The organism is Pseudomonas sp. LP_7_YM, assembly GCF_004364435.1.
Taxonomy (GTDB): domain Bacteria; phylum Pseudomonadota; class Gammaproteobacteria; order Pseudomonadales; family Pseudomonadaceae; genus Aquipseudomonas.
The window spans coordinates 74,335-95,030 of the sequence record NZ_SOCT01000005.1; the positions used below are offsets into that span (position 1 = coordinate 74,335).

At 59.2% G+C, this 20,696-nt stretch carries 19 protein-coding genes; 12 read left to right on the forward strand and 7 right to left on the reverse strand.

Annotated features, from left to right (window positions below):
- The first annotated feature begins 1 nt into the window (after nucleotide 1).
- The 3 genes from EC915_RS14180 to EC915_RS14190 all read left to right on the forward strand — a co-directional run bounded on the left by EC915_RS14180 (nucleotide 2) and on the right by EC915_RS14190 (nucleotide 2,227).
- Entirely contained in the window at nucleotides 2-1,084 is a 1,083-nt protein-coding gene (locus EC915_RS14180; RefSeq protein ID WP_133751171.1) for a 5-(carboxyamino)imidazole ribonucleotide synthase, read from the forward strand.
- Nucleotides 1,085-1,364: 280 nt separating this feature from the next.
- Nucleotides 1,365-1,610: a GlsB/YeaQ/YmgE family stress response membrane protein gene (locus EC915_RS14185; protein WP_133751172.1), complete on the forward strand. Its 246-nt coding sequence runs from the start codon at nucleotides 1,365-1,367 to the stop codon at nucleotides 1,608-1,610.
- Between the two features lie 80 nt (nucleotides 1,611-1,690).
- Nucleotides 1,691-2,227 carry a DUF3299 domain-containing protein gene (locus EC915_RS14190; protein WP_133751173.1) on the forward strand — a complete coding sequence of 179 codons (537 nt, stop codon included), beginning with the start codon at nucleotides 1,691-1,693 and terminating at the stop codon, nucleotides 2,225-2,227.
- A 71-nt stretch (nucleotides 2,228-2,298) separates the two neighbouring features.
- On the opposite strand, the gene EC915_RS14195 is transcribed toward EC915_RS14190, so the two are convergent.
- Both EC915_RS14195 and EC915_RS14200 read right to left on the reverse strand, forming a co-directional pair.
- A complete protein-coding gene (locus EC915_RS14195) occupies nucleotides 2,299-3,210 on the reverse strand; it encodes a D-hexose-6-phosphate mutarotase (RefSeq protein ID WP_133751174.1) in 912 nt (303 codons plus the stop codon).
- 94 nt (nucleotides 3,211-3,304) lie between these two features.
- Entirely contained in the window at nucleotides 3,305-3,706 is a 402-nt protein-coding gene (locus EC915_RS14200) for an acyl-CoA thioesterase (RefSeq protein ID WP_108236231.1), read from the reverse strand.
- A 376-nt stretch (nucleotides 3,707-4,082) separates the two neighbouring features.
- Here EC915_RS14200 and EC915_RS14205 point away from each other — a divergent pair, with 376 nt between their 5' ends.
- The 8 genes from EC915_RS14205 (at nucleotide 4,083) to EC915_RS14240 (ending at nucleotide 14,823) form a co-directional block, all read left to right on the forward strand.
- A complete protein-coding gene (locus tag EC915_RS14205) occupies nucleotides 4,083-5,378 on the forward strand; it encodes an MFS transporter (RefSeq protein WP_133751175.1) in 1,296 nt (431 codons plus the stop codon).
- Nucleotides 5,379-5,536: 158 nt separating this feature from the next.
- Nucleotides 5,537-6,508 (forward strand): phosphate ABC transporter substrate-binding protein PstS family protein, encoded by a 972-nt coding sequence (locus tag EC915_RS14210; RefSeq protein ID WP_133751176.1) that lies wholly within the window; start codon nucleotides 5,537-5,539, stop codon nucleotides 6,506-6,508.
- A gap of 205 nt (nucleotides 6,509-6,713) precedes the next feature.
- Nucleotides 6,714-8,999, forward strand: a complete 2,286-nt coding sequence (locus EC915_RS14215) for an ABC transporter permease subunit (RefSeq protein ID WP_166650994.1) — start codon at nucleotides 6,714-6,716, stop codon at nucleotides 8,997-8,999.
- Nucleotides 9,000-9,014: 15 nt separating this feature from the next.
- Complete coding sequence (pstA, locus tag EC915_RS14220; protein WP_133751177.1) at nucleotides 9,015-10,685, forward strand: phosphate ABC transporter permease PstA; 1,671 nt, start codon at nucleotides 9,015-9,017, stop codon at nucleotides 10,683-10,685.
- 111 nt (nucleotides 10,686-10,796) lie between these two features.
- The gene (gene pstB / locus EC915_RS14225) at nucleotides 10,797-11,627 is read left to right on the forward strand and encodes a phosphate ABC transporter ATP-binding protein PstB (RefSeq protein WP_133751178.1); all 831 of its coding nucleotides are present in this window, start codon (nucleotides 10,797-10,799) and stop codon (nucleotides 11,625-11,627) included.
- Nucleotides 11,628-11,681: 54 nt separating this feature from the next.
- Nucleotides 11,682-12,440 carry a phosphate signaling complex protein PhoU gene (gene phoU / locus EC915_RS14230; protein WP_133751179.1) on the forward strand — a complete coding sequence of 253 codons (759 nt, stop codon included), beginning with the start codon at nucleotides 11,682-11,684 and terminating at the stop codon, nucleotides 12,438-12,440.
- Between the two features lie 183 nt (nucleotides 12,441-12,623).
- Entirely contained in the window at nucleotides 12,624-13,520 is an 897-nt protein-coding gene (locus EC915_RS14235) for a response regulator (RefSeq protein ID WP_133751180.1), read from the forward strand.
- A gap of 394 nt (nucleotides 13,521-13,914) precedes the next feature.
- Nucleotides 13,915-14,823 carry a M23 family metallopeptidase gene (locus tag EC915_RS14240; protein ID WP_133751181.1) on the forward strand — a complete coding sequence of 303 codons (909 nt, stop codon included), beginning with the start codon at nucleotides 13,915-13,917 and terminating at the stop codon, nucleotides 14,821-14,823.
- A 269-nt stretch (nucleotides 14,824-15,092) separates the two neighbouring features.
- Here EC915_RS14240 and EC915_RS14245 read toward each other — a convergent pair whose 3' ends face one another.
- From EC915_RS14245 to phoB, 3 genes are all read right to left on the reverse strand, one after another.
- The gene (locus EC915_RS14245) at nucleotides 15,093-16,433 is read right to left on the reverse strand and encodes a hemolysin family protein (RefSeq protein ID WP_133751182.1); all 1,341 of its coding nucleotides are present in this window, start codon (nucleotides 16,431-16,433) and stop codon (nucleotides 15,093-15,095) included.
- A 98-nt stretch (nucleotides 16,434-16,531) separates the two neighbouring features.
- Nucleotides 16,532-17,833 (reverse strand): phosphate regulon sensor histidine kinase PhoR, encoded by a 1,302-nt coding sequence (phoR, locus tag EC915_RS14250; protein ID WP_133751183.1) that lies wholly within the window; start codon nucleotides 17,831-17,833, stop codon nucleotides 16,532-16,534.
- 45 nt (nucleotides 17,834-17,878) lie between these two features.
- The gene (gene phoB, locus EC915_RS14255; protein WP_133751184.1) at nucleotides 17,879-18,568 is read right to left on the reverse strand and encodes a phosphate regulon transcriptional regulator PhoB; all 690 of its coding nucleotides are present in this window, start codon (nucleotides 18,566-18,568) and stop codon (nucleotides 17,879-17,881) included.
- A 172-nt stretch (nucleotides 18,569-18,740) separates the two neighbouring features.
- Here phoB and EC915_RS14260 point away from each other — a divergent pair, with 172 nt between their 5' ends.
- Nucleotides 18,741-19,121: a hypothetical protein gene (locus EC915_RS14260; RefSeq protein WP_133751185.1), complete on the forward strand. Its 381-nt coding sequence runs from the start codon at nucleotides 18,741-18,743 to the stop codon at nucleotides 19,119-19,121.
- 34 nt (nucleotides 19,122-19,155) lie between these two features.
- On the opposite strand, the gene ubiA is transcribed toward EC915_RS14260, so the two are convergent.
- Both ubiA and EC915_RS14270 read right to left on the reverse strand, forming a co-directional pair.
- Nucleotides 19,156-20,046 (reverse strand): 4-hydroxybenzoate octaprenyltransferase, encoded by an 891-nt coding sequence (gene ubiA / locus EC915_RS14265; protein WP_133751186.1) that lies wholly within the window; start codon nucleotides 20,044-20,046, stop codon nucleotides 19,156-19,158.
- The gene (locus tag EC915_RS14270) at nucleotides 20,046-20,621 is read right to left on the reverse strand and encodes a chorismate lyase (RefSeq protein ID WP_177413376.1); all 576 of its coding nucleotides are present in this window, start codon (nucleotides 20,619-20,621) and stop codon (nucleotides 20,046-20,048) included. The genes ubiA and EC915_RS14270 overlap by 1 nt, the downstream gene beginning before the upstream one ends.
- Between the last annotated feature and the right edge of the window lie 75 nt (nucleotides 20,622-20,696).

A 20,696-nucleotide genomic window follows, 5' to 3' on the forward strand; every position in this document is an offset into this window, starting at 1 on the left:
CATGAAGATCGGCGTAATCGGTGGCGGCCAGCTGGGTCGCATGTTGGCCCTGGCGGGCACCCCGCTGGGAATGAACTTCGCCTTCCTCGATCCGGCCCCGGACGCCTGCGCCGCTGCGTTGGGCGAGCATCTGCGTGCCGATTACGGCGATCAGGACCACCTGCGTCAGCTGGCTGATGAAGTGGATCTGGTGACCTTCGAATTCGAAAGCGTGCCGGCTGAAACCGTGGCCTTTCTCTCGCAGTTCGTGCCGGTCTATCCGAGCGCCGAAGCCTTGCGCATCGCCAGGGACCGCTGGTTCGAGAAGCGCATGTTCAAGGACCTGGGCATCCCGACGCCTGCGTTCGCTGACATTCAGTCTCAGGCTGACCTGGACGACGCAGTCTCCAGCATCGGCCTGCCTGCGGTGTTGAAAACCCGCACGCTGGGCTATGACGGTAAGGGGCAGAAGGTCCTGCGCACGCCAACAGATGTAGTCGACACCTTCGCCGAACTGGGCAGTGTGCCGTGCCTGCTTGAGGGCTTCGTGTCGTTCACCGGCGAAGTGTCGCTGATCGCGGTACGTGCTCGTGACGGCGAAACGCGCTTCTACCCGTTGGTGCACAACACCCACGACAGCGGCATTCTGCGTCTGTCCATTGCCAGTACCGATCACCCGTTGCAGGGGCTGGCTGAAGACTATGCCGGTCGCGTGCTCAAGCATCTGGATTACGTGGGCGTGCTGGCGTTCGAGTTCTTCGAAGTCGAGGGTGGCCTCAAAGCCAACGAAATCGCTCCACGGGTTCATAACTCGGGTCACTGGACCACCGAAGGCGCCGAGTGCAGCCAGTTCGAAAACCACCTGCGGGCCGTGGCCGGCCTCCCGCTGGGGTCGACCGCCAAGGTGGGCGAGAGCGCCATGCTTAATTTCATCGGCGAAGTACCAGCCGTGGAGCAAGTCATCGCTATCGACGACTGCCACCTGCACCACTACGGCAAAGCCTTCAAGCTCGGCCGCAAGGTGGGGCACGCCACCGTGCGCAGCAAGGACCGCGTGACGCTGGATCGTCAGGTCAAGCGTGTTGAGGCGCTGATCAAGCGCTGAGCCGATCTGCTGTCTGCCAACGTGCCTGCGGTTGATGCAAAACCGGTGGGGGAGAGCTTGCACGTGACTGCTCAGGATCACGCACCCAACAGGCGTCGGCGTGGCTGGCCTCATCGTCCGACGGCGGTCCCGACCAGCTCACTCCTGCTGTTGTTTTGGATGAGCCCTTCTATCGCGGTGTTGATTGCGTTGAACCATTCATTCTCCACACCCCTCTCATAGCGTGTTGCCGATGCCTCATAAGGCGTTGGCATATTCATTCAAAACAGAGGGACACGGCATGGGAATCATTGGAACCATCTTTATCGGCCTGATCGTGGGTTTGTTGGCTCGCTTTCTTAAGCCGGGCGACGACAGCATGGGCTGGATCATGACCATTATTCTGGGTATCGCCGGCTCTCTGGCGGCGACCTATGGTGGCCAGGCGTTGGGTATCTATCAGGCAGGCGAAGGTGCAGGCTTCTTCGGTGCGCTGGTGGGTGCAATCGTCCTGCTGGTGATCTACGGCTTGATCAAAAAGAAGTGAAAGTGAATCTGGCCCTCTGCGCTACTGTTGCGCGGAGGGCTAGAATGCCCGGCACCCAACTCCTCATGCCGAGCACCTGAATGCGTCGTCTCTTCCCCGTTTTTCTGCTGCTGGTCTGTGGACTGGTACGCGCTGCCGACTTGCCTGAAACCGATTGGCTGGAACTGATGCCCAAGTCGGATCAGAAAGCCCTCGAAGCCATGCCCGAAATCGACCATAACTCCCCTGAGGCGATGGGCACGTTCGACCGCAAGGGTGGTTTGAAGCAGAGCAAGGGCTTGCCCGCCGTGATGTACTCGACCAAGACCGTTGCGGCCATGAACGGCAAGAGCATCCGTCTGGGCGGCTACCCGGTACCGCTGGAAACCGATGCCAAGGGGCATAGCACCCTGTTCTTTCTGGTCCCTTACCCTGGTGCCTGCATCCACGTTCCGCCACCGCCGCCCAATCAACTGGTGTTGGTGCGCTACCCGAAAGGCCTGAAAATCGACGATATCTACGTGCCGCTTTGGGTCATCGGTACGTTAAAGGTCGAGAAGGTCAGCAATGATCTGGCCGACGCGGCCTACGCGCTGGATGCCGCGAAGGTGCGGGTGGTGACAGAGGCGGATTTGTAACGCGTCCCTTGGCGGCCTCGCCCAAACGGGGATTGTTGAGGCCCTGGACACAGGGTTAAGTCAGCGTCAGGTCAATCCTCGCCCAACGGTTCAGCCCAGATACTTACACCCATCACGTGCATGTCATTGGGCTTGAGCGTCACGATGTCCGTCATGACGTTCGCCGTTTCGACGCACACCATGCCTTTCCAGCCATCGGCGTGCATGTCGCTGAAGGTTCTGGTCTTTTCGATCCACGGGTTCCACACCACCGACGATTTAGAGCCCGCGGTCTGGATCTGGATTCGGCGCTTCCACTCCGGGTCGATGATCGACACAAGGTCGGGCGTGTCCTGATAGATACGATCTGTCTCGCCGGTGAACGTAATGTCCCCGTCCTGCACGTTGATTGTTTCCCAGCTTTCCAGGGTATTGAGGTAGCTCACGTCGTCGAAGCCTTCGATGCGGACCTGATGCACATCGCCGACGGCGAAATAGCTGTGCAGCGCCTGGCTGAAGGTAACGTCTTCACGCCCGGCATTGAAGCTGATCAGGCTGACGCCCAATGCGGCGTCCATGCGTATCTGCAGCTTCAGACCGACCGTATGCGGCCAGCCGGGCAGATGGCCTTCGGCTTTGGGTTGAATGAACTCGACGATCAGCGCGTCGCCATCCTCACCCATGCCCATCAGTTCCCAGTCAATCGCCCGGACTTCGCCGTGAGCGTTTGCAGGCTCGCTGCTCTGGCGCATGTCCTGCACGCTCTGCGGGTTGCGCTGGAAGTTGCCGAACCATGGCCAGCAGACGGGCATGCCGCCGCGAATCGCCTTGCCACGCTTGAACACCGCGCCCGGATTGGACCAGATCAAGGGCTGATCGCCGTCGATTTGATAACTGATGACATGTGCGCCCTGCTGGGCGACCACCAGTTCGGCTTGACCGTGGCGAATACGCCAGCAATCGAGCTCCCCAAGCTGGATGGATTTGACTTCTGGCGTTGGCATAAGGGTACTCACTCAAAGGACAGTGACTGAATCAGACTGTGCCAAGCTTGATGAGTTTATCGCGCGCTGCCAAGTGCGCTGAGTACCGCCAGTTTCAACGCCGGGCAGGAACCGAGCGGGTGCGCCCGCTGCCATCGATAGCAACGAACACGAAAACCGCTTCAGTCACCTTGCGCCATTCACTGGACAGCGGATCGTCGCTCCATACTTCGACCATCATCTGGATCGAGCTGCGGCCGATTTCCAGGGTCTGGGTATAAAAGGACAGCTGTGCGCCCACGGCTACCGGGACCAGGAACGCCATGCGGTCGATAGCGACGGTCGCCACACGCCCCCCCGCGACCTTGCTTGCCATCGCAGTGCCGGCCAGGTCCATCTGTGCGACCAGCCAGCCGCCGTAAATATCGCCAAAGCCATTGGTTTCGCGCGGCAACGCGGTGATTTGCAGAGCGAGATCGCCCTGCGGGATTGGATCTTCTTGCTCTAACTCATTCATCAAAGGGTCCCTCTGACCCATCACTCTCAAGTCTTCATAACGTTTAAAAGGGAAACTCTGCGAAAACGACTTGGGTAAATGGTTTCGCACAAATTCCCTGTAAGACCGGTTGAGCATGGCCGGCCAGTATATCGGGGGATACGTCTTGCTACGACTATTGAGCCCGTTTTTGAACGGTCGTTCTTTCCGTCTATGTATATCTGAAGACAATTTGCTATCGTGCCGGACCGATTTGGCACACTAAGCCGATATTGGCACGCAATTTTGATGCCCGATCAACGCTTCGAGTCGATAAATCGCGTGCATAGCCGTTACCCACGGCCGCATCGCTATTGATCATTCGTCCCAAGAGAGCCTCAAAAGAGAAGCCATTGTCATGTCCTCTGTGCCTGTAAGTGTTGCGCAGCCGTCGCGCCCGCTGACCCGAAACGATTACAAAATCCTGTCGCTTTCCGCCCTTGGCGGCGCCCTGGAATTCTACGACTTCGTCATTTTCGTATTCTTCGCAGTGGTGGTCGGCAATCTGTTTTTTCCCGCCGATATGCCCGTCTGGCTGCGTACGATGCAGACCTTCGGTATTTTCTCGGCTGGCTATCTGGCGCGTCCGCTGGGCGGTATCGTCATGGCGCATTTCGGCGATTTGCTGGGGCGCAAGAAGATGTTCACCTTGAGTATCTTCCTGATGGCCGTGCCGACCTTGATCATGGGTTTGCTGCCAACCTATGCGCAGATTGGTTTTCTGGCGCCGCTTCTATTGCTGCTGCTACGCGTCATTCAAGGCGCCGCAATTGGCGGCGAGGTGCCCGGTGCGTGGGTATTCGTTTCCGAGCACGTTCCCGCACGTAACGTCGGTTACGCCTGCGGCACCCTCACGTGCGGGCTGACCGTGGGCATTTTGCTCGGTTCGCTGGTTGCCACCTGGATCAATAGCTTCTACACCGTGGCCGAGGTTTTTGATTACGCCTGGCGTATTCCTTTCCTGCTCGGTGGCGTGTTTGGATTGCTGTCGGTTTACCTGCGGCGCTGGCTGCACGAAACCCCAGTGTTCGCCGAGATGCAGCTGCGCAAGGAGCTGGCGGAGGATCTGCCGATCACCGCCGTGTTGCGGGATCATCGGGCTGCAGTCGTGCTGTCGATGGCGTTAACGTGGCTGCTGTCGGCGGGGGTTGTGGTCGTCATCCTGATGACACCGACCCTGCTGCAGAGTACTGCCTATGGCTTCACGGCCGCCGTTGCGTTGAAGGCCAACAGCCTGGCGATCGTTCTGCTGAGCCTGGGCTGTATCGGCGCAGGCGCACTGGCAGACCGCTTTGGCGCGGGTCGGGTGTTATTGCTGGGGTCGCTCGGCCTGCTGGTAACATCCTGGACTTTCTACCACTGCGTCGGGGCACACCCCGATCTGCTCTACCCGCTGTATGCCATGACGGGCCTGTTCGTCGGCACCATCGGCGCCGTGCCGTTCGTCATGGTGAACGCCTTCCCGCCCGCGGTGCGCTTCAGCGGCCTGTCGTTTTCCTACAATCTGGCATACGCCATCTTTGGTGGACTGACGCCAATGGCCGTGACGTGGTTGCTGAAGGCCACCCCGATGGCACCCGCGTGGTACGTAGCGATTCTGTGTGTGATGGGGATGGTAATCGGGGTGCATCTGCTAAAGAAGCAACCGACCTGAGTCAGTCATTGATCGTCTGTTGCGTATAATCGACTTACCTCAAGGCCGCCACCTGAAAAAGCTGGCGGCCTTTCATTTCTCTGTCACATCCTGGTCATAGAGTGGTCACATGGCCCTCACCGACATCGGCCACTCTTCTACCTCGCCAGGAGCCAGGCATGACCTTCAAGCGTTTGATGGCTGCACTCACGTTTATCGCAACGGGCGTTGTCACCGCTAACGCCATTGCTGCGGTTGATCCTGCCATCAAGCCTTACGTCAAAATTGCGGGCGTCTCGGGCAATCTGTCCAGTGTCGGTTCCGACACCCTGGCCAATTTGATGACCCTGTGGGCCGAGGCCTACAAGAAAGAGTACCCGACCGTGAATATCCAGATTCAGGCGGCAGGTTCGTCGACCGCGCCTGCGGCCTTGACCGAAGGCACAGCGACTCTGGGGCCGATGAGCCGCAAGATGAAGGATGGTGAAATCTCGGCGTTCGAGCAGAAGTACGGTTACAAGCCGACAGCTATCCCGGTGGCGGTGGATGCGCTGGCGCTGTTCGTGCACAAGGACAACCCGATCAAGGGCCTGACGCTGCAGCAGGTAGACGCGATTTTCTCCGCAACACGGCTGTGTGGCGCCAAGGCTGACGCCAAGACCTGGGGTGATATCGGTGTGACGGGTGACCTGACCGGTAAGTCCATTCAGCTGTTCGGACGTAATTCAGTGTCCGGTACTTACGGCTATTTCAAGGAAATTGCGCTGTGCAAGGGCGACTTCAAGGCGAACGTCAATGAACAGCCCGGCTCGGCCTCGGTCGTCAGCTCCATCAGCAGCTCATTGAACGGCATCGGTTATTCGGGAATTGGTTATAAAACGTCCAGCGTACGCACCGTCCCGCTGGCGAAGAAGGAGGGCGATGCGTTTATCGAAGACAACGAAGCCAATGCCCTGAACGGCACATACCCGCTGGCGCGCTTCCTGTATGTCTACGTTAATAAGGCACCGAACTCGCCGCTTAACCCGCTGGACGCTGAGTTCGTCAGACTGGTCCTGTCCAAACAAGGTCAGGAAGTTGTCATCAAAGACGGGTACATTCCGTTACCAGCCAAGGTCGTCAGCAAGACATTGACTGATCTGGGGCTGTAACAACGGGTCGCGTGGCGCGGCCCGCTCTTATAGTCGAGAGCACCTTGACGCGAGATGCCCGGCTCGTCCCGCACCGGTTAAAGGGCCTCATGAAGCGAGGCTCGTAAAAACATGAACAGTCCGTTGCCACGATGCCGAGGCGATGGGCTTTTTTGCGTCACCATGCTGTCATGTATCTGTCATACATAGCCGCTAGGGTGTGCGCATGAATGATTTGGCCAATTCATCGATGAGCGAAAAGTCCCCGCCCGGGCGTATTGACTTCAATACCCCGGAGCTGCAACGCAAGCGTCGTATCCGTGCGCTCAAAGACCGCCTGACGCGCTGGTACGTGCTAGTGGGCGGGCTCGCCGTTCTCGCTGCGATCACCTTGATCTTCTTTTATCTGGCCTATGTCGTCGCGCCCTTGTTTCAAGGTGCGAAACTCATCCCGCAGAACGTACAAACGCCGGTCTGGCTGCAGGACGCTGGCAAGCCGATGGTGCTGGCCATCGAAGAACAGAATCAGATTGCCATGCGTGTGTCCGACAAGGGTGAAGTGCTGTTCTTGAGCATCGTCGATGGCCGCGAGCTGTCCCGGATGACGCTGCCTGTGCCAGCGGGCGCTCACGTGACCTCCGTCGCTCAGGATCAGCCGGGCAAACCGCTGGTTGCGGTGGGTCTGTCCAATGGTAGGGTGCTGGTGTTCAAGCACGTCTATCCCGTCAGCTATCCGCAAAACCAAAAGACTATTACCCCGACCGTCAGTTGGCCCTATGGTCAGACGCCGCTGGTGCTGGATGAAGAAGGGCGGGCGCTGGAGCGTGTGAGTCTGAACGCCAGCGATACCACGCTGATTCTGGCGGGCGCGACCGGCACGCAGTTGCATGTGCTGTCTTTGAGCCAGACAGACGACCTGATGACCGGCCAGACCACCCACGAGCAAAGCCGCATCGCGCTGCCGCAGCTGTCAGCGAAGGTTAAAGCCATTTACGTCGATCCCCGTCAGCAGTGGCTTTACGTGATCAATGGGCGCGCCCAGGCTGACGTGTTCAACCTTCAGGACCGCACGCTCAACGGGCGCTACAAATTGCTCGAAGATGCCGACGCCCAAACCACTGCAAGCGCGCAGCTGGTCGGCGGGATCTCGTTGATGATTGGCAGTTCAAGAGGCAACATCGCCCAGTGGTTCATGGCCCGTGACGTCGACGGCGAAATGCGGTTGCAGCACATTCGTGACTTCAGAATGAGTGGCGCGCCGATTTCACAGATCATTGCCGAGCAACGCCGCAAGGGTTTCATCGCAATGGACACCTCCGGCAAGCTGGGCGTTTTCCACAGCACTGCGCATCGCACGCTGCTGGTTGACCCGGTTGCCAGCGGCCCGGCTGTGATGGGCCTGTCGCCCCGTGCAGACCGCATCCTCGTCGAAGACAACGGCAGGCTGCTGCCGCTGACGCTGAACAATCCACACCCGGAAGTCTCGTGGAGCGTGTTGTGGGACAAGGTCTGGTACGAGAACTACGACGCGCCCAAATACATCTGGCAATCCACGGCCGCCAACAGTGATTTCGAGCCCAAGCTGAGTCTGGCGCCGCTGACCTACGGCACGCTAAAAGCTGCGTTCTATGCCATGTTGCTGGCTGCGCCGTTGGCCGTTGCCGCTGCGATCTATACCGCGTATTTCATGGCCCCCGGCATGCGGCGCAAGGTCAAGCCGGTGATCGAGCTGATGGAAGCGATGCCGACGGTGATCCTCGGTTTTTTTGCCGGATTGTTCCTGGCGCCTTATCTGGAGGGGCACTTGCCGGGGATTTTCAGTCTGCTGATCCTCACCCCGATTGCCATTTTGCTGGTGGGCTTTGTGTGGGCTCGTTTGCCTGACTCGATTCGCTTGCGGGTGCCCGATGGCTGGGAAAGCGCGATTCTGATCCCGGTCATTCTGCTGGTGGGCTGGGGTTCACTGGGCATGAGTCCGCACATGGAGAACTGGTTCTTCGGCGGCGACATGCGCTCCTGGATCACCAATGATCTGGGCATTGCCTACGATCAGCGCAACGCTCTGGTGGTGGGATTGGCAATGGGCTTTGCAGTCATTCCCAACATTTATTCGATTGCCGAAGATGCTGTATTCAGCGTGCCACGCGGCTTGACCCTGGGCTCGCTGGCCCTCGGCGCGACGCCTTGGCAAACCCTGACCCGCGTCGTGATCCTGACCGCCAGCCCCGGCATCTTCTCGGCGTTGATGATCGGCATGGGCCGTGCGGTCGGCGAAACCATGATCGTGCTGATGGCCACCGGCAATACGCCGATCATGGACATGAACCTGTTCGAAGGCATGCGTACGCTGGCAGCTAACGTCGCGGTGGAAATGCCGGAGTCGGAAGTGGGCGGCAGTCATTACCGGGTGTTGTTCCTCGCGGCGCTGGTGCTGCTGATGTTTACGTTCGTCATGAATACCTTGGCAGAGCTGATCCGTCAGCGCCTGCGCAAGAAGTATTCCTCTCTCTAGGGCAGGCAGAAACCGATGAAAAAAGCCTCCCTCAAGCATTGGTTCAACAGTGGCGCCCCTGGTGTCTGGATAAGCGCGGGTGCGGTTTCCATTGCCGTGATCATGACCATCGGCCTGCTGGCAGTACTGGCCGTGCGCGGTTTGGGGCATTTCTGGCCAGCGGACGTAATTTCCGCCCACTACGACGTCCCCGGCCAGCCGCGGCAGGTGCTGGTGGGCGAGCGGGTGCAGTCCGAAGAGGTGCCGCGTGCGCGCCTCAGGGGCGCCGGATTACCGGTTCCTGCTCAAGGGCCCGAATCCATGACCCGCGAGCTATTGAAGGTGGGTAACCGCGACCTCAACCCCAGCGACTTCACTTGGGTCATCGGTCAATGGCTGACCGAACAGAGCCGGCCTGCCGAACTGATGACCGTCGAGCGACGCGAGTGGGGCAACTTCTATGGCTATCTGGTCAACATCAAGCAAGACGGCAGAATCATCGCAGAAGGCGAGGCCGCTTGGCCGCAATTGCGCGAACGCATTGCGCGGGTGCAGCAGATTGCCAAAGAGCTGGGTGGCTTGGAAAAGACCGACATCGGGGCGATCAACCACGGCATCGAACGTCTGCGATTGCAAGCTCGCAAGCTGGAACTCAAGGGTCGCCTGAGCGCCGAGGCACAGGCAGACATGGCCATCGAGCGCGCTGAATACGATGCGCGCTACAAGGACATCGAGGCGCGTGTGGGGGCGCTATACGCCGACTTCAATCGCGACAGCCTGGTTGCCCGTGACGCCACCGGCAAAGAAATCGAAATCAGTCTGGGTAGCGTGGTTCACGCCTATCAGCCCAATGCAATGAGTGTTGCGAGCAAGCTGGGTTTCTATTTTCAGAAGCTCTGGGAATTCCTTAGCGATGACCCGCGTGAGGCTAATACCGAAGGCGGGATCTTCCCGGCTATTTTCGGCACGGTGATGATGACGCTGATCATGGCTGTGATCGTGACGCCATTCGGCGTGCTGGCAGCGGTCTACCTGCGCGAGTATGCGCGTCAGGGTCCGGTGACGCGGCTGATCCGTATTGCCGTGAACAACCTGGCGGGCATTCCGGCCATTGTCTATGGCGTGTTTGGTCTAGGGTTCTTCGTATATGTGCTGGGTGGCTCACTGGACCGGTTGTTCTTTGCCGAGGCACTGCCCGCGCCTACTTTTGGTACGCCGGGTTTGCTTTGGGCCTCGCTGACCCTGGCGCTGCTCGCAGTGCCAGTGGTGATTGTCGCGACCGAAGAGGGGCTTGCGCGGATTCCGTTGAGCCTGCGTGAAGGATCGCTGGCCTTGGGCGCCACCAAGGCCGAGACGCTGTGGAAGATCGTACTGCCCATGGCCAGCCCGGCGATGATGACCGGGCTGATTCTGGCCGTGGCCCGCGCTGCCGGAGAGGTTGCGCCGCTGATGCTGGTCGGTGTGGTGAAGATGGCGCCGTCGCTGCCGCTGGATGGCAATTACCCGTATCTGCATCTGGACCAGAAGATCATGCACCTGGGTTTCCACATCTATGACGTCGGCTTTCAGAGCCCCAACGTCGAGGCCGCGCGGCCACTGGTTTACGCCACGGCACTGTTGCTGGTGCTGGTGATCGCACTGCTGAACCTGTCGGCAGTGTTCATCCGCAACCGTCTGCGCGAGAAGTACAAGGCGTTTGATGGGTAGCCAGCTTCGAGCCTGAAGCTACAAGCGGCAAGCTAAACACCGCGCTGTTTCCATACCAGACTTGCCGCTTGCAGTGTGAAGCTCGCAGCGACGAACGAAGTGAGACCAGATATGCAAGATCCCCATACCCACGGCATCAAAATGTCGGCATTGGGCCGCAAGCGCCAGGGGCTGGACCTGGCCAGTGAAGAAGTAGCGCTGCAAGTGCCGGGCCTGAATCTGTTTTACGGCGAGAAACAGGTGTTGTACGACATTCGCATGAACATCCCGAAGCAGCGGGTGACGTCGTTCATCGGCCCGTCGGGCTGTGGCAAATCGACCTTGCTGCGCACCTTCAACCGCATGAACGATCTGGTGGACGACTGCCGCGTGCAGGGCGAGGTCAAGCTCTACGGCCACGACATCTACACCAAGGGCGAAGACGTCGCCGAACTGCGTCGGCGTGTGGGCATGGTGTTCCAGAAGCCCAATCCGTTTCCCAAGACCGTCTATGAAAACGTGGTCTATGGATTGCGGATTCAGGGCATCAACAAAAAGCGTGCGCTCGACGAGGCGGTGGAGTGGGCGTTGCGTGGCGCGGCGCTGTGGGATGAGGTCAAGGACCGCCTGCATGAATCAGCTCTCGGTCTTTCAGGTGGTCAGCAGCAACGTCTGGTCATTGCCCGCACCATCGCCGTCGAGCCGGAGGTGCTCCTGCTCGATGAACCCTGTTCGGCGCTCGATCCGATTTCGACGTTAAAAGTTGAAGAGCTGATCTACGAACTGAAATCCAGATACACCATTGTGATTGTTACCCACAACATGCAGCAGGCGGCGCGCGTGTCGGATTACACCGCCTTTCTGTACATGGGCAAGGTGGTCGAGTTCGGTGACACCGACACGTTGTTCACCAATCCGACCAAAAAACAGACTGAAGACTACATAACCGGTCGTTACGGCTAAGGCGTGTTTCGTCAGCCCTGAACCCTCGCGTAATCAATCGGATGGACACTGAGCATGATCAAAGACAGCCATACACATCACATCTCCCAGCAGTTCAACGCTGAACTGGAAGAAGTTCGCAGCCACCTGCTGGAAATGGGTGGGTTGGTAGAGAAGCAAGTCAACGATGCGGTCACTGCGCTGATCGAGGCCGATTCGGGCCTGGCCCAGCGGGTTCGCGAAGTCGACGACCGCATCAACCAGATGGAGCGCAACATCGACGAGGAATGCCTGCGCATCCTGGCCCGTCGTCAACCTGCGGCTTCGGACCTGCGTCTGATCATCAGCATCTCCAAGTCGGTGATCGACCTTGAGCGTATCGGAGACGAGTCCACCAAGATCGCCCGTCGCGCCATCCAGCTGTGTGAAGAAGGCGAATCGCCACGCGGGTATGTGGAAGTGCGTCACATCAGTGACCAGGTCAGCAAAATGGTCCGGGACGCGCTCGACTCTTTTGCCCGTTTCGACGCCGATCTGGCGCTCTCGGTTGCGCAATACGACAAGAACATCGACCGCGAGTACAAGACCGCGCTGCGTGAGCTGGTCACCTATATGATGGAAGACCCGCGTTCGATCTCGCGCGTGCTTAATGTGATCTGGGTCCTGCGTTCGCTGGAGCGCATCGGCGACCATGCGCGTAATATCTCGGAGCTGGTGATTTATCTGGTGCGCGGCACCGACGTCCGTCACATGGGGCTCAAGCGTATGCAGCAGGAAGTCAAAGGCCTGTCTGCCGAAATTCCTAATGTTCCGGACGCACCTGACGATAAGTAAGATTGCCTGAGAAAAAATGCCTGGCGACCGCCGGGCTTTTTTTTGAGGATTGAACCGTTTTCCGGTCGCCTATTTTTCTGTCACCCGCGAATAAATGTCCCGGTGTCGTCAAACAATTTGGCAGTTGGCCACCAGCCAGCGATATGCTCGCCATTTGCGGTGAACACGCCATCAGGAGCGTCGATGAGTAAAGTCAGTGTATTGGTGGTGGATGATGCGCCGTTTATCCGCGATCTGGTCAAGAAAGGGCTGCGTAACGCCTTTCCCGGCGTAGCGCTGGAAGACGCAGTCAATGGTCGTAAAGCCCAGATTCTGCTGAGCAAAGAGGTCTTTGACCTGGTGTTGTGCGATTGGGAAATGCCCGAAATGTCCGGGCTCGAATTGCTGACATGGTGTCGTCAGCAAGAAAGCCTGAAGGGTATGCCGTTCATCATGGTGACCAGTCGGGGCGACAAGGAAAACGTCATTCAGGCGATCCAGGCCGGCGTTTCCGACTTCATCGGCAAGCCATTCACCAATGAGCAATTGCTGACCAAAGTCAAAAAGGCCCTGCACAAGGTCGGCAAGCTGGAGGCACTGATGTCCACCGCTCCGGCCCGGGTGAACTCGGCATTTGGCAACGATTCCCTGGGTGCATTGACCGGGAACCGACCTGAAGTCGTTGCCGCGACGGCGAACGTTACGTCGTCTGCACAACCTGCGACCAAGCCTGCTGCTCAGCCTGCAGCTTCGAAGGAGCCGACAGGCCGCGGCCAGGGGCAATTGCGCCTGCCCAATGGCACCCAGCAATGTGTGATCAAGGCGCTGACGCTCAAGGAAGCCTCGCTGCTGGTGCGTCGCACCGAGAGCCTACCGCAGATTCTGGACAGCGCCGTGCTCGATCTGGAGCAGGGCGAGAACGCTGAGGTCGCCCGACTGAACGGCTACCTGCATGCCATCGCCGCTTTCGAGCAAAAGCCGGACAGCGACTGGCTGCAACTGACTTTCCGCTTCGTCGACCAAGACACCCAGAAGCTCGATTACCTGTCGCGCCTGATTGCCCGAGGGACGGCTCTGAAGCATTTCGTGCCAGGCGCCTAGGTCGCCTGAGCGCTGTTCACTGTCGCGTGCTGGCGAGTGCGTAAGTGTCAGTACCAGAGACGCTGGCTGATGCCTCCAGGTTAGCCAGCCGGCCAGCGCTTGCAGGTAAGCGGCGTACCTGAGGCAATAGCGGTCCGCTGTGGGAACGAACTCATTCGCGAGACGCCAATACCTTCGACTCTGTTGGCTGTGTCGCATTGCACGCATCAGCTCGCGCCATGAGGTGTGGGCGCGACATGCTCCCCTCCCAGCATAGGATTGCAAAACCCTTTCATGCCTGATCTGACGCGGTTTCCTTGACGCCCTGTCTATTGCCGATTGATACGGATAAGCCCATTTCGCCCGGATTCGCTGTTAGGCTTGCCCCCATCATCCCTACGTCAGGCCCGTCCAGATGTTAGAGCGCTTGCTGGTCGTGTGTGCGTTGCTCCTGGCTGCTCAATCGGCCGCCGCCGTGACCATTTACAGATTCACCGACGCTAACGGAGTGGTTTCGTTTACCGACCAGGCCGTTCCCGGTGCGCAGGTAATGAAGCTCCGCGAGCGCATGGTCGAGCGTATCGACAGCCAGGTTAGGCTGAACGTGAAAAAGTCCAAAGGCACCGACAGCCTTTATGTGCGCAACGACCTGTATGCGCCTGTGGAGATCGAGCTGAGGCTTTCAGGCGTGAAGAACGTAGTGGGCGTTACCGATCAGGTCATCCGCCGTACCCTTGCTGCGCGCAGCAATGAACGCTTGATCGCACTCAGCCCGCTTACGGCTGGTAAAGCCATGGCCTACAAACCAAGCCTGCGCTCCATCGTTGGCGACCCGCAACGCGACATTTCCGGCAATGGCTTCGCGTACCGGTATCCGCTGCCGTGGGTAGGTGGCCCGTTCCGCATCAGTCAGGGCCCGAATGGCGCGTACAGTCATGTGGGTGCCAAGAGCCGATACGCCATCGACATTGCCATGCCTGAGGGCACACCGATAATCGCTGCGCGCAGCGGTACGGTGATCAAGGCCGAAAACAGTCAGACAGGCCGGGGCGCTAATCCATCGGGCAATTTCGTGCGAATCCTGCATGACGACGGCACGATGGGCGTCTATCTGCATCTTCAGCAAGGCTCGGTCAGCGTCAAGGAGGGCGAGCGGGTCGCCGTGGGTACGCCGCTGGGGCGTTCGGGCAACACCGGCAACAGTACCGGGCCGCACCTGCACTTCGTGGTGCAGCGCAATGTCGGGCTGGCGCTGGAGTCGATTCCTTACGAATTCGCCCAGCCGGTGCAAAGCCTGCCTAATTTCGCGATTGGAGGGAATTGATACCAACGGGTGTCATATGCCCCGGCGGGAGCAAATTCATTCGCGATGCGCACGTGTTCCGATACAGATGTGTCGGCATGTAATGCCCTCTTGGGAATGTATTCGCTTCCACAGAGGCCCGCGGTCAACGCTGGGTTCTTCAGTGCAACACAGTTGCCGTCAGAGCACGCTTGCCCGCGATGGCGGTCCGTCTCGAAAACCTCTTCGACTGACACCACACTTAGCCAGCAAGCGCGCTCCTGTATTGACAGTGATTCTTTAAAGCGACATCAATCCAGCTTCAACACCTTTGCCAGCACGATCTTCGGGCCTTTCATCTTTTTGATAATGATGCGCAGGCCTTCGATTTCCATGACCTCCTCTTCGCCGGGAACGCGCTTGAGGCTGTCGTAGATAAGACCCGCCAGCGTCTCGGCCTCGACGTGGTCCAGGTCAATGCCCAGCAGGCGCTCGACCTTGAACAGCGGCGTGTCGCCACGCACCAGCAGCTTGCCCGGCTGATACGCCAGAATGCCGCGTTCGGCCTTGCGGTGTTCGTCCTGAATATCGCCGACCAGCACCTCCAGCACATCTTCCATGGTCAGGTAGCCAATCACTTTCCCATCGGCTTCCTCCACCAGCGCAAAGTGTGCACCGCCCTGACGGAACTGCTCAAGCAGGCGCGACAGGGGCATGTGCTTGGAAACCCGCTCCAGCGGTCGCGTCAGCTCGGCCAGGTTGAACGACTCGGGAATATGATCCAGCGCGGCCAGTTCAAGCAGCAAATCCTTGATGTGCAGCAGACCAACGAACTCGCCACGCTCGGCGTCATACACCGGATAGCGGCTGAATTTGTGGCGGCGAAACAGTGCAAGGATTTCCTTGAGTGGCGCATTGAAGTCCAGCGTCACCAGGTCTTCCCGGGAGTTGGCCCAATCCACCACTTCCAGCTCGCCCATTTCCACGGCAGAAGCCAACACGCGCATACCTTGGTCGCTGGGGTCCTGACCGCGGCTGGAGTGCAGGATCAGCTTGAGTTCTTCGCGGCTGTAATGGTGCTCGTGATGCGGGCCGGGTTCGCCCTGACCTGCTACGCGCAGAATGCCGTTGGCGCTGGCATTGAGCAGGTAAATCGCCGGGTACATGGTCCAGTAAAAGAGGTAAAGCGGAACGGCCGTCCACAGCGACAGCAGTTCGGGCTTGCGAATGGCCCAGGATTTGGGCGCCAGTTCACCGACCACAATGTGCAGATAGGAAATGACGAAGAAAGCTGTGAAGAACGAAACGCCTTTGACGACTTCCGGCGAATTCACCCCCAGCATTTCCAGCAGCGGCGCGAGCAAATGCGCGAAGGCGGGTTCACCCACCCAGCCAAGGCCCAGGGAGGCGAGGGTGATACCCAGCTGGCAGGCCGAGAGGTAGGCGTCCAGCTGACTGTGAACCGTACGCAGGATACGACCGCGCCAGCCGTTTTTCTCGGCGATGCCCTCCACGCGGGTGGAGCGCAGTTTGACCATGGCGAACTCTGCGGCAACGAAAAATCCGTTGAGCAGCACCAGAATCATTGCGAAGAGAATCATGCCGAAGTCGGCGACAATTGAAGCCAGGCTAATACCAGGGGAAGGGTCCATGATGGAGTTTTGCAGGTTCCGTTTTGAATAAGGATGAAATTAACCCTCTCAAATGGAGGGCATAAGCGATGCAATTTAGCGGCTATCCGCTACGTTTGCTAGGGCTTGGTCATCTGGACGGACGCGAAGTTGCAGATAAACACACTGCCCTTGCCCAACACACTGTTTATCTCCAGCGAGCCGCGATGGCGCAAAAGGACATGCTTGACGATCGCCAGACCCAGTCCGGTGCCGCCGGTGTTGGAGGCGCGGCTGGAGTCGACGCGATAGAAGCGCTCGGTCAAACGCGGGATGTGTTTGCTGTCGATGCCGATGCCCGAGTCCTGCACGCTCAGGTGGGCGCCGCGCCCGTCAGCCCACCAGCGAATGCGGATTTTGCCCTCGGCCGGGGTATATTTCACTGCGTTGAAAACCAGATTGGAGAATGCGCTGCGCAATTCTGCCTCGCTGCCTTTGAGGCTCACCTGATCGTCGACATCCAGGGTGATCTGCTGATTCTTGCTGCCGGACAGCGCCTGCGCGTCCTGACGGATGCTTTGCAACAACGCAGGCACTGCGATGGGCTGGTTGTCCGACGGGTAGTCGGTGGCCTCGAGCTTGGCCAGCAACAACAGGTCATTGAGCAGCGTCTGCATGCGCCCTCCTTGCTGATGCATTTGCTGCAGTGCGCGGACCCAGCGCGGACTCACTTCTTCGACGTTATCGAGCAACGTCTCCAGATAGCCGCAGATCACCGTTAGCGGCGTGCGCAGTTCATGGGACACGTTGGCCACGAAGTCCTTGCGCATCTGTTCCAGCTGATGAATCCGGGTGACATCGCGCACCAGCATCAGGTGCTCGTTGTTGCCATAGCGGGTGATCAGCATCTGGATGCGCAGACGGTCGTTGATTGGCGAGGGGATTTCCAGTGGCTCGGCGTAGTTGGCCTGCGCAAAGTACTCCTTGAAGCGCGGATGACGGACCAGATTGGTCACCGGCTGGCCGCTGTCCTGAGGCGTCTTCAAGCCGAGCAGGGTTTCGGCCGCCCGATTCCACCACTCCAGGTTGCCATCGCTGTCGAGCATGATCACTGCGTCCTGCAACGCAGCGGTGGATTCCTGAACCCGATCAATGACCGCTTGCAGTCGGCCACGTACGCGTTGGTCACGGCGCTGCAGGTGATAGATGCTGTCGAAGATATCGCCCCACAGGCCGTAGCCATCCGGTGGCGCTTCGTCAGGTTTGTGATTGCGCAGCCAGTCGTGCAGGCGCAGCAACTGTTTGAGGGTCCAGGCCAGGTACAACCCCAGACCCACGGCCAGACACCCGCCGTAATGCCCGCTGACCAGACCGGCCAGCAACGAGCCCGTGAGCAACAGCAGCAAGTGGCGGATCAGAGTGCCGTGCCAGTTTTGATTCAATTAACGCGTCCTTGTCATCAGCGCAGGCTGAGTCCAAAAGCCTGCTCAGCTTTTGGTGGAAAAGCGGTAGCCAGTACCGCGGACGGTTTGTACCAGATTTTCATAGGCGTCACCGAGGGCTTTGCGCAGACGACGGATGTGCACATCGACGGTTCGCTCTTCGACGTAGACGTTGCCGCCCCAGACCTGATCGAGTAACTGGCCGCGGGTGTAGGCGCGTTCCTGATGGGTCATGAAAAACTGCAGCAGACGGTATTCGGTCGGGCCCATCTCGGCTGGCTTGCCATCGATGGTCACACGGTGGCTGATCGGATCGAGCAACAGCCCGCCAACTTCGATGGGCGTCTCCCCGTCGCTTGGCCCGGCGCGCCGCAACACGGCCTTGAGGCGCGCGACCAGTTCGCGAGGAGAGAAAGGTTTGGTGATGTAGTCGTCGGCGCCGACTTCAAGGCCCTGGATCTTGTTGTCCTCTTCGCCTTTGGCAGTGAGCATGATGATCGGGATGTCTCCGGTCAGCTCGTCGCGCTTGAGCCGCCGCGCCAGTTCGATACCGGATGTGCCGGGCAGCATCCAGTCGAGCAGGATGAGGTCGGGTTTGCGGTCGACAATGACGGCGTGGGCTTGCTGAGAGTTCTCTGCCTCCAGACAGTCATAGCCAGCCATTTCCAGAGCGACGGCGATCATCTCGCGAATCGGCGCTTCGTCATCGACGATCAGAATGCTTTTGCCAGCCATGCCTCGAACCTCATGTCATTTAACTGTCTTGGGGCGCATTAGATAACGGAATTATTGCAGTCGTGTGACAGGTTAGTTCGAACGGTGCGCAATCCTGGGTCTGGGGCTAAGCTATCGGTTCTGTCCTACAACAGCTGTCGGAACTTCGACGAACATAAAAGAGGATTCACACATGGCTAAAGTTGCTACTGCTTTTAGGGGCCTGCTGACTGCCGCCGCGTTGGCGTCGTCGGGCATGGCCTTCGCTGCCGATCCTGCCATGACCAAGGATGGCGCGCTGACCACGCATGACGGCATGACTCTCTACACCTTCGACAAGGACACATCCGCCGGTAAGTCGGTATGCAACGATCAATGCGCCACCAACTGGCCTCCTTTGACTGCCAGCGCCAGTGACAAGGCAGAGGGCGACTGGACCATCATCAAGCGTGAGGACGGTGCTTCGCAGTGGGTTTACAAAGGCAAGCCGCTGTACACCTTCAAGAGTGACCAAGCCGAGGGCGACAAGACGGGCGACGGCAAGGGCGACGTCTGGCACGTAGCCAAGCCCTGATCTGACGCCTAAGGTTGCGCTGGCCTGTATCGGGTCAGCGCAGCGCGTAATCCACTACGATTCCGACGAAGATCGCCATACCCGCCCAGTGGTTATGCAGAAAGGCTTTGAAGCAGGCTTGCGGATCCCTGTCCCGCGTCGACCAGAACTCCCAAACGAAGCAGCCAGCGGCCACCAGCAGGCCGAGGAAGAAATACAGCCCCAGTTCGAAACGTGAACCGGCAAGCATCAGGCAGAACAGCGCCAGGCACTGCAGCGTCAGGATAATGACCCGGTCGGCGTCGCCGAACAGCACGGCGGTGGATTTCACACCGATCTTCAGGTCATCCTCGCGATCAGTCATCGCGTAATAGGTGTCGTAGCCCACGGTCCACAGCAGATTGGCGATGTACAGCAGCCATGCCGCAGCGGGCAGCTCGCCGGTCTGTGCCGTAAAGGCCATCGGCATGCCCCACGAAAACGCCGCCCCCAGCACCACCTGTGGGTAGTAGGTGTAGCGCTTCATGAATGGGTAGGTGGCCGCCAGCGCCAGACCGCCAAACGACAGCCAGATTGTGGTTGCGTTGGTCATCAGCACCAGGCCGAAGCTCAGCGCGACCAGCACCGCGAACAGAACCAGCGCTTCTTTGGACGTGACTCTGCCGCTCACCAGAGGCCGCTGCTCGGTGCGTTTGACGTGGCCATCGACCTTACGATCGGCGAAGTCATTGATCACGCAACCGGCGGCGCGCATCAGAAATACACCGATCACGAAGATCAATATGTTCCCCAGCGAAGGTGAGCCCTTGCCCGCAATCCACAGCGCCCACAGCGTCGGCCACAGCAGCAGATAGATGCCGATGGGTTTTTCGATTCGCATCAATTGAATGAAGTCCCAGGCGCGCGGATGCAGGCGATTGAGAGACTTGAGCAACGACAGGTACATCAGTGGCGCTCCTTGTTCGAGTCGGCGTCCTGAGCAATGGCGCGCCACACAGTCGGCAAAAATACTTCGGCCACCAGAATGCTCAATGTCCCACGCAGGAAACATGACCTGCGCCCCCACAGCCCGCTTGCGGTATCGGCCTCTGGCAGCCACGCTGCCGGGTATTGGCAGATCTGCAGTTGCCCGCGCGCGAATGCCTGGTCGCTGAACAGCAGCTCACCCAGGGAGCGAGTGCCAAGTTCGTCCATATGCAGTCCGTCTTCCTCCAGCGCAGCACGGCTCGCGACGCTGCGGGCAAATACCCACTTTTGTTCGCGCCCGAGCAGATAGACCTCGCGCACCCAGCCCTCGCTGCCTGCCGGCAGTTGCAGTGCGGCACACTCGTCGGCGCGCAGCGGCTGCCAGCCTTCGAACAGCGGCGTGACGCTGAAGCTGTTGTCAGAGAGTCGGGTCAGTCGGCGGGTAAGGGAGTCTTCATGGAACAGCCATTCGTCCACGACAGGCGCAGGCGCTTGGATCAGTTGCTCGCGCAACAGCCATTCGGGGGGCGGACAGGCAGAATTTTGCTGGATCACAGTGAGCAGTTATTGGCAGTAATCGAGGCGGCGAGCTTAGCATGATTGGTGATTGCGGCCGACGCGCGCGCCGGG